General features: G+C 68.8%; 8 protein-coding genes. 7 read left to right on the top strand and 1 reads right to left on the bottom strand.

Features of this window, described 5'->3' with window-relative positions:
* Window positions 1–30: 30 nt before the first annotated feature.
* Window positions 31–996 carry a heme A synthase gene (locus C5E05_RS03115; RefSeq protein ID WP_104341076.1) on the top strand — a complete coding sequence of 322 codons (966 nt, stop codon included), beginning with the start codon at window positions 31–33 and terminating at the stop codon, window positions 994–996.
* A gap of 611 nt (window positions 997–1,607) precedes the next feature.
* Here the strand turns inward: C5E05_RS03115 and C5E05_RS03110 are convergent.
* Window positions 1,608–2,510 carry a heme o synthase gene (locus C5E05_RS03110; RefSeq protein WP_236558549.1) on the bottom strand — a complete coding sequence of 301 codons (903 nt, stop codon included), beginning with the start codon at window positions 2,508–2,510 and terminating at the stop codon, window positions 1,608–1,610.
* Window positions 2,511–2,753: 243 nt separating this feature from the next.
* Here C5E05_RS03110 and tkt point away from each other — a divergent pair, with 243 nt between their 5' ends.
* From tkt to pgl, 6 genes are all read left to right on the top strand, one after another.
* Window positions 2,754–4,844 carry a transketolase gene (gene tkt, locus C5E05_RS03105; RefSeq protein ID WP_104341075.1) on the top strand — a complete coding sequence of 697 codons (2,091 nt, stop codon included), beginning with the start codon at window positions 2,754–2,756 and terminating at the stop codon, window positions 4,842–4,844.
* 79 nt (window positions 4,845–4,923) lie between these two features.
* A complete protein-coding gene (gene tal, locus C5E05_RS03100) occupies window positions 4,924–6,042 on the top strand; it encodes a transaldolase (RefSeq protein ID WP_104299029.1) in 1,119 nt (372 codons plus the stop codon).
* A 9-nt stretch (window positions 6,043–6,051) separates the two neighbouring features.
* Complete coding sequence (locus tag C5E05_RS03095; RefSeq protein WP_104341074.1) at window positions 6,052–7,638, top strand: glucose-6-phosphate isomerase; 1,587 nt, start codon at window positions 6,052–6,054, stop codon at window positions 7,636–7,638.
* A gap of 105 nt (window positions 7,639–7,743) precedes the next feature.
* A complete protein-coding gene (zwf, locus tag C5E05_RS03090; protein ID WP_236558410.1) occupies window positions 7,744–9,285 on the top strand; it encodes a glucose-6-phosphate dehydrogenase in 1,542 nt (513 codons plus the stop codon).
* Complete coding sequence (locus C5E05_RS03085; protein ID WP_104241215.1) at window positions 9,282–10,280, top strand: glucose-6-phosphate dehydrogenase assembly protein OpcA; 999 nt, start codon at window positions 9,282–9,284, stop codon at window positions 10,278–10,280. The genes zwf and C5E05_RS03085 overlap by 4 nt, the downstream gene beginning before the upstream one ends.
* Entirely contained in the window at window positions 10,277–11,032 is a 756-nt protein-coding gene (gene pgl, locus C5E05_RS03080) for a 6-phosphogluconolactonase (RefSeq protein WP_104341073.1), read from the top strand. The genes C5E05_RS03085 and pgl overlap by 4 nt, the downstream gene beginning before the upstream one ends.
* Window positions 11,033–11,080 lie beyond the last annotated feature (48 nt).

Raw genomic sequence — 11,080 nt, 5'->3', positions numbered from 1 at the left:
CCAGACATGCCAGGCGTCTGAAAGGAACTCGTGACCGCGCAAGTCGCTCCCGTCCGTCCCTCACGAGCGGATGACCTCCGCGCGCGATTGCTGCCGACCAGCATCACCCGGTACACGCGCTTCCTGGCGTGGGCGAGCCTGGTCGCGAACATCGCCATCGTCGGCACGGGCGGACTCGTGCGACTCACCGGCTCCGGCCTCGGCTGCCCGACCTGGCCGTACTGCACGGAGGGGTCGCTCATCAACACGCCCGAGATGGGCATCCACGGCGTCATCGAGTTCGGCAACCGCCTGCTGACGGGCATCCTCTGCATCATCGCCCTGCTGCTGTTCCTCGCCGTGCTGCGCGTGCGCCCCCGCGGCATGCGCCTCGCCGTCCCCGCGTTCTCGATCGGTCTCCTCATCATCCTGCAGGCGATCGTGGGCGGCATCACGGTGCTCACGGGGCTCAACCCCGACATCGTCGGCCTCCACTTCCTCATCTCCGGCCTCATCTGCGCCATCGCAGCGGTGCTGCTGTTCCGCGTGCGAAGCGGCGAGCCCGTCCCCGAGGTGGGGACCCGGCTCGATGTCAGCCGCGCCGGCCTCGTGCTCACGATCAGCGTCGTCGTCAACGTTTGGGTGTGGGTGACGGTCTTCGTCGGCGCACTCACGACTGGCTCTGGGCCCCACGCCGGAGACTCGGCCGCCTCGCGGAACGGCCTCGATCCGGTCATCATGCAGCACGTGCACTCCTGGCCGGCCTACATCCTGCTCGCCTGCTCGCTCATCTTCGTCGTGGTCGCCTCGGTTCGGGGCTTCGCGGCGACGCGGCGAGTCTCGATCGGCCTGCTGTGCCTCATCGTCGCGCAAGCGGCCGTCGGCATCTGGCAGGCGCGCACCGGACTTCCCATCACGCTCGTCATCGTCCATATGGTGCTCTCGGTCACGACCATCGCCGTCGCCACGACCGCCGTCGCCACCATCCGTCGCGAAGGACGCCCAGTGCGCGTCTGATCGGGATCGGCTGATGCAGCGGCCCCGGCGAGCACTGCTCGCCGGGGCCGCTGCATGTCCCCGCTGCATGTCCCCGCCGCCCGCAAGCTGCCCGCCGCGCCGCGCCGTGCACCCCGCGGGCGCGCCTCCAAACCCGGCGGGAGCGCGCAGAGTTGTGGCGAAACGCGGTCGGGGCAAGTGGCAACAACACCTGGCCACAACCCTGCGCCCGCACCCGGGCCCGGGCCCGGGCCCGGGCCCGCGCCCGCACCCCAGCAGTCGGTCGAGAGCTGAGTTGTGGTTGCTTTGAGCAAGTCTTCACGACCACAACTCCGCTTTGGGCGAGCGGATGAAGGGCGGTAGGGCGGTAGGGCGGGATGCGTGGGTGTCCCGAGAGGGGTGGGTCGAGGGCGAGGCTCGTTGGACGAGGAGCGAGGGCGACCAGTTCCCACCGGCGGTGGGGAGACTCCAAGCCGGGCGCCTGCTGGAATCGATCTGATGCACCACGGTGTTGCGACCACCGCGAGAACCCGGCCTGCTCGCCGTGGTCGCTTCCTGCGCGATCGCACGCGGTCGCGAGCGATCTGAGTGTTGACCTCGGGCTGGGTGTTGACCTCGCGGCCAACCGTGATCTAGGAGATCAGCGGGTCGATGCCGACCGCGACGAAGACGAGCGTCAGGTACGTGATCGAGAGGTGGAAGACCTTCATGGGCTTGCCGCCCTTGCCGGTGATCGTGCGGTAGTAGAGCACGTGAGCCTCGTAGAGGAACCAGCCGCCCGACAGCAGCGCGACCGAGGTGTAGAGCCAGCCCATCCCCGCGACCGGCACGAGCAGGAGCGAGCAGATGACCGTCGCCCACGCGTAGAGGACGGTCTGCAGCGAGACCGAGAGCTCGCCCTCCGTGACGGACAGCATCGGCACGCTCGCCTTGGCGTAGTCGTCTCGGTACTTCACCGAGAGCGGCCAGTAGTGGGCCGGAGTCCACAGGAAGATGATCGCGAAGAGCACGAACGGCGCCCAGCTGAGCGAGTTGGTGACGCCGGCCCAGCCGATGAGGACGGGCATGCAGCCAGCCACGCCACCCCAGATGATGTTCTGCTCCGTGCGGCGCTTGAGCACGATCGTGTAGAAGACGACGTAGAGCAGGATCGCGCCGAGCGAGAGCGCTGCAGTCAGCGGGTTCGCGACGAGCCAGAGCACGACGATCGACAGGATGCCGAGGGCGAACGAGAAGACGAGAGCCTCTCGGTCTGAGAGCTCGCCCGTGACGAGCGGACGCTTGGCGGTGCGCTTCATCAGGCGGTCGATATCGCGGTCGATGTAGCAGTTGAAGGCGCTCGCGCTGCCCGCGGACATCGCTCCGCCGAGGACCACGCCGAGGACGAGCCACAGGTTCGGGACGCCACCGTGGGCGAGGAACATCGTCGGGACCGTCGTGATGAGGAGCAGCTCGATGATTCGAGGTTTCGTCAGCGCCACGTAGGCCCGTACCTTGCGCCCGAAAGGCTTCCGCTCCGGGGGTGCCACGGCCACTAGTTCATCGACAGACAAAGCCACCAATTCCTCTTCGCTCGAAATCTGCTGGCAATTCTATCTGCTCTTGCCCAGAAGCCGTCCCGTTTCCTGGGTGCGGCCAGCCTCACACCCGGCTGAAAGCGCTGTGAGGCTCGTCGCACGGAGAAACATGACCGAGAACTGAACGACGTTCCCCCCGCGCGGACCCGTCGTGGCGATAAGCTGTGAGGCGGCCCTTTCCCAACGACGACGGGACGCAGTGTGACGAATTTTGAGTGGTCCGAGCTCGATCGACGTGCAGTCGACACAGCAAGGATCTTGGCGGCAGACGCAGTTGAGAAGGCGAAGGGTGGACACCCCGGCACGGCGATGAGCCTTGCTCCCCTCGCGACGCTGCTCTACCAGCACGTGATGCGGGTCGATCCGAAGGACCCGCACTGGATCGGTCGAGACCGCTTCATCCTGTCCGCAGGGCATTCCTCGCTGACGCAGTACTGCCAGCTGTACCTGGGCGGCTTCGGCCTCGAGCTCGATGACCTCAAGCAGCTTCGCCAGTTCGGCTCGAAGACGCCTGGGCACCCCGAGTTCGGGCACACCGACCACGTCGAGATGACGACCGGCCCACTTGGCCAGGGACTCGCATCCGCCGTCGGGTTCGCTTACGCGCAGCGCTTCGAGCGCGGACTGTTCGACCCAGAGACCGCGGTCGGGGAGAGCCCGTTCGATCACCGCGTCTACGTCATCGCGAGCGACGGCGACCTCCAGGAAGGTGTCACGAGCGAGGCATCCTCGCTTGCCGGACACCAGGAGCTCGGCAACCTCATCGTGTTCTACGACGCGAACCAGATCTCCATCGAGGACGACACCGACATCGCCTTCACCGAGGACGTCGCGAAGCGCTACGAGGCCTACGGCTGGCACGTGCAGACGGTCGACTGGACCGCTGGAGAGCAGTACCACGAGGACCTCGCGGCTCTCCACGACGCGACGCTCGCGGCGCAGGCCGAGACGGGCCGCCCCTCGATCATCGTGCTCCGGACCATCATCGGCTGGCCGAGCCCGACCAAGCAGAACACGGGCGGCATCCACGGCTCCGCGCTCGGTGAGACCGAGCTCGAGGCCGTCAAGAGCCTCGTCGGGTTCGACCCGAAGCAGAGCTTCGAGGTCGCCGACGACGTGCTGGCCTACACCCGCGGTCTCGCCGACCGCGTCGCGCCCGTTCGTGCGGAGTGGCAGCAGAGCTTCGACGCTTGGAAGAGCGCCAACCCGGAGCGCGCGCAGCTCCTCGAGCGCCTCGACGCCGATGAGCTGCCAGAGGGCATCGCGGATGCGCTCCCCGACTTCGCGGGCGTCGCCAAGGTCTCGACCCGCAAGGCCTCCGGTGAGGCGATCAACGCGCTTGCGGCACACCTGCCGGAGCTGTGGGGTGGCTCCGCCGACCTCGCCGGCTCGAACAACACGACCATCAGCAAGGCCGCGTCGTTCATCCCCGAGAAGTTCTCGACGTCCAGCTGGACGGGCAACCCGTACGGCCGCGTGCTGCACTTCGGCATCCGCGAGCACGCCATGGGCGCGATCCTCAACGGGATCACCCTGCACGGCAAGACGCGCGCCTTCGGCGGCACCTTCCTCATGTTCAGCGACTACATGCGCCCTTCGGTGCGTCTCGCCGCGCTCATGAACATCCCGTCGATCTTCGTCTGGACGCACGACTCGATCGCCCTCGGCGGCGACGGGCCGACGCACCAGCCTGTGGAGTCGCTGACCGCGCTCCGCGCGATCCCGAACCTCGCGGTCGTTCGCCCAGCCGACGGCCCGGAGACGGCTGCCGCCTGGCTCGAGGTCGTGAGCCGTCGAGGCGGCCCGACCGGCCTCATCCTCTCGCGTCAGGACCTCCCCGTCATCGCACGCGGTTCCGGCGACGCCAACGAGCAGGAGTTCGGCTCGGCTGCTGGCACGAAGCGCGGCGCCTACGTGCTCGCGGAGGCTGCCGGCGGAGCGCCTGAGGTCATCGTGCTCGCCACCGGTTCCGAGGTGCAGTACGCACTCGAGGCCCGCGAGACCCTGCAGGCTCAGGGACACCCGACGCGAGTCGTGTCCGTCCCGAGCTTCGAGTGGTTCGCCGAGCAAGACGACGCCTACCGGGAGCACGTGCTGCCGTCGGCCGTCGAGGCTCGCGTGAGCATCGAAGCAGGCCTCGCACTCCCCTGGCTCCAGTTCGTCGGCCCCAAGGGCCGCAGCGTCTCCATCGAGACGTTCGGCGCATCCGCTGACCAGCCCGAGCTCTACAAGGCCTACGGCATTACGGCGGACGCCGTCGTCGACGCGGCGCTCGAGTCGCTCGCGCGCTAGCCGTCCACGGGCGGCACACCGTTCGCCCATGCAGAGGTACCCAGCACTTCTTCACCAGCAACGCGAAGGAACACCAGCAATGACTTCAACACCAACAGCAGCACTCGCCGAGGCCGGCGTCAGCATCTGGCTCGACGACCTCTCCCGCTCCAGCCTCGAGTCGGGCGCCCTCGAGCGTCTCATCGCCGAGCGGGGCATCGTCGGCGTGACCACGAACCCGACGATCTTCGCCGGCGCGCTCAGCAAGGGCGAGGCATACGACGCGCAGGTCGCCGAGCTCCAGGCCCGCGGTGCCAGCGTCGACGAGGCGATCTTCGACATCACGACCGACGATGTGCGCTCGGCCTGCGACCTCTTCCTGCCGATCTACGAGGCGAGCAACGGACTCGACGGGCGCGTCTCGATCGAGGTCTCCCCCGAGCTCGCTCGCGACACCGACGCGACCATCGACGAGGCCAAGCGACTCTGGGCCACGGTCGACCGCAAGAACGCCATGATCAAGATCCCGGCCACCGTCGAGGGCCTGCCCGCGATCACCGAGGTCATCGCCTCGGGCATCAGCGTCAACGTCACCCTCATCTTCAGCCTGAGCCGGTACCGGGAGGTCGTCAACGCGTACCTCTCCGGGCTCGAGCAGGCGCGTGAGCGTGGACACGACCTGTCGACGATCCGGTCCGTCGCCTCCTTCTTCGTGTCGCGTGTCGACGCGGAGATCGACAAGCGTCTCGTCGCGATCGGCACCGACGACGCGATCGCGCTCAAGAGCCTCGCGGCTCTCGCGAACGCACGCCTCGCCTACGCGGCCTTCGAGGAGGAATTCTCGAGCGAGCGCGCGAAGCTCCTGCTCGAGGAAGGTGCGCACAAGCAGCGCCCGCTCTGGGCCTCCACCGGTGTCAAGGACCCCGCGCTGCCCGACACCCTCTACGTCACGGAGCTCGTCGCGGCCGACACCGTCAACACCATGCCGGAGAAGACCCTCGAGGCTGTCGCCGACCACGGCGTCATCACCGGTGACACCGTCGCCGGCACCGCGCACGCCGCGAACACGACGCTGGACGCGCTCGAGTCGATCGGCGTGAGCTACGTCGAGGTGACCGAGCAGCTCGAGACCGAGGGCGTCGACAAGTTCATCGTCTCCTGGCAGGAGCTCAAGGCCACCGTCGACTCGCAGCTCCAGGCTGCAGCGGCGAAGGCGTAGGTCCGGGCCGTGGGCATCAAGGTCAGCACCTCGGGCGCGGCCTCCGCTGCCGCCGCCGAGAAGGTCGGCGCTCTCGTCGGCGATCGCTTCGCCTCCCGCCTGTTCGCGCAGGACGCGACCCTGTGGGGAGCCGCTGCTGAGGCCGAATCCGCGATTCGACTCGGCTGGACTCGCGCGCACGAGGTCTCCCGAGACCTCGTTGAGGGCATCCTGGCTCTCAAGGCCGAGTTCGCGGACGCCGGCGTGACGCGGTTCGTGCTCTGCGGAATGGGCGGATCGTCGCTCGCTCCGGAGGTCATCACGCGCACCGCCGGCGTCGAGCTCGTGGTCCTCGATTCGACCGACCCGGCTCAGGTCCGGGCCGCCGTCGAGGATGGCCTCGAGAAGACGGCCATCATCGTCTCCTCGAAGTCCGGCTCGACGGTCGAGACCGACTCGCAGCGCCGGACGTTCGCCCACGCCTTCGAGGCGGCGGGCATCGACCCGGCCAGCCGCATCGTGATCGTGACCGACCCGGGCTCGCCCATGGAAGCCGCCTCACGTGAGGCCGGCTACCGGGTGTTCCTGGCCGACCCTCACGTCGGTGGCCGCTTCTCGGCACTCACCGCGTTCGGCCTGGTCCCCTCCGGGCTCGCGGGCGTCGACATCGCCGGCCTCCTGGACGACGCAGGCGTCGCGGCGACCGTCGTCTCGGTCGACGACGAGAGCAACCCCGCGCTCGTCCTCGGCGCGGCGATCGCCGCCAAGCGATTCCTCGGCGTCCTCGACGACGGCACGTCCATCGTCGGCTTCGGCGACTGGGTCGAGCAGCTCATCGCCGAGTCGACGGGGAAAGACGACCTCGGGATCCTCCCCGTGGTCCTCACCTCCCGCGCGCCGGAAGTCGCCGCGCGCCCCGCTGACCTGCAGCTCGTTCGGGTCGTCGGCGACGCCGAGGCGACCCCGGCTGGCGGCGACGACATCGCCGTCTCCGGCACCCTCGGCGGCCAGTTCGTCCTGTGGGAGACGGCAGTCGCCGTCGCGGGAGCCGTCATCGGGATCAACCCGTACGACCAGCCCGATGTCGAATCGGCCAAGGTCGCAGCACGCGGTCTGCTCGAGGCGACGCCGGAGCCGACTCCGGCGGCCTTCGCGGTCGACGGCGTCGAGGTGCGCGGCACCCAGTCCGTCGTCGAGGGGCAGAGCACGCTGAGCGGCGCCATCGACGCCCTCGTGGAGCTCATCCCGTCGGACGGCTACCTGTCGGTTCAGGCCTACGTCGATCGGAACCGCTTCGGGGCACTCGAGGCGCTGCGCGACGAGCTCGCGCAGCGTTCAGGCCGCCCCGTGACCTTCGGCTGGGGCCCTCGCTTCCTGCACTCCACCGGCCAGTTCCACAAGGGCGGCCCGAAGGTCGGGGCGTTCCTCCAGATCACCTCGGCTGAGCCGCAGGACCTGGAGATCCCAGAGCGCCCCTTCACCTTCGGGACGCTCATCTCCGCGCAGGCTGCCGGCGACGCCTCCGTGCTCGAGTCGCACTCGCAGCCAGTCCTGCGGATCGACCTCGGGCAAGGCGGACACGGGCTCGACGCGCTCCTCGGAGCCATCTCGCGCTGATCGATCATCGGGGCGGGGATGCGAGACCCCTCGCGTCCCCGCCCCGTCTCCGGGTCTCCCCGGAGAACAGAACACTCGTGCCTACACAAAAAAGGAGGCGACGCTGTGACGCCAGTCGACATCAGCGCTGACAACAACCCCCTCAGGTCCATCGACGACGGGCGACTCCGCCGCATCGCGGGACCGTCGAGCCTCGTCATCTTCGGAGTAACGGGCGACCTGTCCCGCAAGAAGCTCCTGCCAGCGGTCTACGACCTGGCCAACCGCGGACTCCTCTCCCCCTCGTTCGGACTCGTCGGCTTCGCGCGCCGGCCCTGGTCGGACGACGAGTTCCGTGCGTTCGTCAAGGAGAACGTCGAGCAGCACGCGAGGACCCCGTTCAACGAGGAGGTCTGGACGCAGCTCGCGAAGGGCATGCGCTTCGTCTCGGGTGAGTTCGACAACGATGAGTCCTTCGACTCGCTGAAGTCAGTGCTCGACGAGCTCGACGAGGACCAGGGCACGCGAGGCAACCACGCCTTCTACCTGTCGATCCCGCCGCGATCCTTCCCCGAGGTCACGACCCAGCTGCGACGCTCGGGACTCGCGGATGAGCGAGAGGACTCCTGGCGCCGAGTCATCATCGAGAAGCCCTTCGGGCATGATCTCGCGTCGGCTCGCGAGCTGAACAGCATCGTCGAGTCGGTCTTCTCGAGCGACGCCATCTTCCGCATCGACCACTACCTCGGCAAGGAGACGGTGCAGAACATCCTCGCGCTGCGCTTCGCGAACTCGATGTTCGAGCCGCTCTGGAACGCCAACACGGTCGATCACGTGCAGATCACCATGGCGGAGGACATCGGCGTGTCCGGTCGCGCCGGATACTACGACGGAGTGGGCGCCGCACGCGACGTCATCCAGAACCACCTCCTGCAGCTGCTCGCGCTCACCGCGATGGAAGAGCCGCTCTCCTTCAACGCCAAGGACCTCCGCCAGGAGAAGGAGAAGGCGCTCGCAGCGGTCCGGCTCCCCCGCGACCTGTCGCTCGCCTCCGCCCGAGGCCAGTACGGCTCCGGATGGCAGGGTGGCGAGTTCGTGCGTGGCTTCCTCGAGGAAGACGGCATGAACCCGCAGTCGACCACGGAGACCTACGCCGCCCTTCGCGTGGAACTCGACTCCCGCCGCTGGGCCGGGGTGCCGTTCTACCTTCGGACGGGCAAGCGCCTTGGCCGCCGCGTGACGGAGATCGCCGTCACCTTCAAGCAGGGTCCGCTGTACCTGTTCGAGGAGGCGCAGCGGACGTCGCTCGGGCCGAATGCCCTCGTGATCCGCGTGCAGCCGGACGAAGGCGTCACCATCCGCTTCGGCTCGAAGATTCCAGGGTCCGGCATGCACGTCCGCGATGTGACCATGGACTTCGGGTACGGCCACGCGTTCACCGAGTCGAGCCCGGAAGCCTACGAGCGACTCATCCTCGACGTGCTGCTCGGCGATCCGCCCCTCTTCCCGCGCCACGAGGAGGTCGAGCTCTCCTGGAAGATCCTCGACCCCGTCGAGGAGTACTGGGCGACGCAGGGACAACCCGAACTCTACAAACCCGGCAGCTGGGGTCCGGCCTCGGCCACGGCCCTCCTCGCCCGCGATGGCCGCACCTGGAGGCGCCCGTGATCATCGAACTCGGCAACACCACGACCTCAGCCGTCTCGAAGCGGCTCGTGTCGATGCGAGAAGAAGGCGGAGCAGTCGCGCTCGGGCGCGTGCTCACGCTCGTCATCTCGACCGGCGAGCGGCGAGGCGAGGCCGCGATCGCCGCAGCCAACTCCGCCTCAGGCGAGCACCCCATGCGCGTCATCGTCATCCACGTCGTCGACCGCACCGCGAAGACCTCGAACATGGACGCGGAGATCCGAGTCGGCGGAGACGCCGGGGCCAGTGAGGTCATCGTGCTGCACGTCTCCGGACCCGCGGCGGACGATCCCGAGACCCTGGTGCAGGCACTGCTTCTGCCGGACGCCCCGGTGGTCGCCTGGTGGCCCGACTCCGCGCTCGGCGCCCCGAGCGCCTCGTCGCTCGGTCGCATCGCCCAGCTGCGCATCGTCGACTCCGGCAGCGCCAGCAACGGCGGTGAGACCGTCACGAAGCTCGCAGAGGGCTTCTGCGACGGCGACAGCGACCTCGCGTGGACCAGGCTCACCAGCTGGCGCGCGCAGATCGCCGCGGTGCTCGACCAGCCCCCGTACGAGCCCATCCAGGAAGTCGAGGTCATCGGGCGTCCCTCGCACACGTCGACCCTCCTGATGGCGGCCTGGCTGCAGCTGGCGCTGCAGGTCCCGGTCCGGCTCGCCCAGGCAACTGAGCGAGAGCTCGGCCGAGCTCAGCTCCGTGCGATCAAGCTCACCCGCCCGAGCGGCGTGGTCACGTTCGAGCGGGTCAGCGACTCCGCCGTCGTGCTCACGCAGCCGGGTCAGCCGGAGCAGAAGATCCCGATGCCCGTGAGGGACCTCCCGGATGTCCTTGCAGAGGAGCTCCGCTCGCTCGGCCCCGACCGCGTCTTCGGCGAGGTGCTCGCCGAGGCCGCCGAGACGGAAGCCCGGGAGCTCGCGGTCGCAGAGACCGCTTCCACGACGGACGAGTCGGCGGAGAACGAGGGAGTGCAGGCATGACACAGGCCGCTCGAAGCAGGCACGTCGAGCCCTCCGTCTCGGCGGTTGCCGAGCACACGGCGCAGCGCTTCGCGCGGCTGCTGGGTTCCACGACGGCGGAGCTCCACATCGCCGTGAGCGGCGGCTCCGTCGCGACGAAAGTGCTCCCCGCTTTCGTCGCCGCGGTGGAGCGCGCGGGCCTCGACTGGTCGCGCGTGCACGTCTGGTTCGCCGACGAGCGATTCGTTCCGACGGGCCACGACGAGCGGAACGTCGTCGCGGTCGCCGAGGCACTGAAGGGCGCGGCCGGATTCGAGCAGGCACGCCTGCACGCGACGCTCGCGAGCGACAGCGGAGAGTCCCTCGAGGATGCCGCCGCAGCCTACGAGGCCGAGCTGCGTGCACTCGTCCCGCCGGCAGACGGGGTCCCCGGCGGCATCCCGTCGCTCGACCTCGTGCTGCTCGGTGCTGGCGGAGACGGACACACCGCGTCGCTCTTCCCCGGAACGGAGGGACTCGAGGAGACCTCGGCGCTTGTCGACAGTATCCGTGACTCGCCGAAGCCGCCTCCCGAACGGGTGACGCTCACCCTCCCGGCCATCCGCGAATCCGCGCGTGTCTGGGCCGTGGTCACCGGTGCCGAGAAGGCAGACGCCGTTCGCCTCGCCGCCACCGAGGGAGTCATCGCGAAGGAATCACCACTCGGCGCCGCGACCGGTCGCCTCGAGACGCTGCTGCTGCTTGATGCCGCAGCCGCAGAGGCACTCGGCTAGGCGCCAGTTCGGCGCACGAACAACGGCCCCGGTCGAGAGGAGACTCTC

It is taken from the genome of Pseudoclavibacter sp. AY1H1 (assembly GCF_002931055.1).
Taxonomy (GTDB): Bacteria; Actinomycetota; Actinomycetes; order Actinomycetales; family Microbacteriaceae; genus Pseudoclavibacter.
The sequence above is the reverse complement of the archived record's forward strand: the minus strand, read 5'-3'. Positions and strand labels throughout refer to the sequence as shown.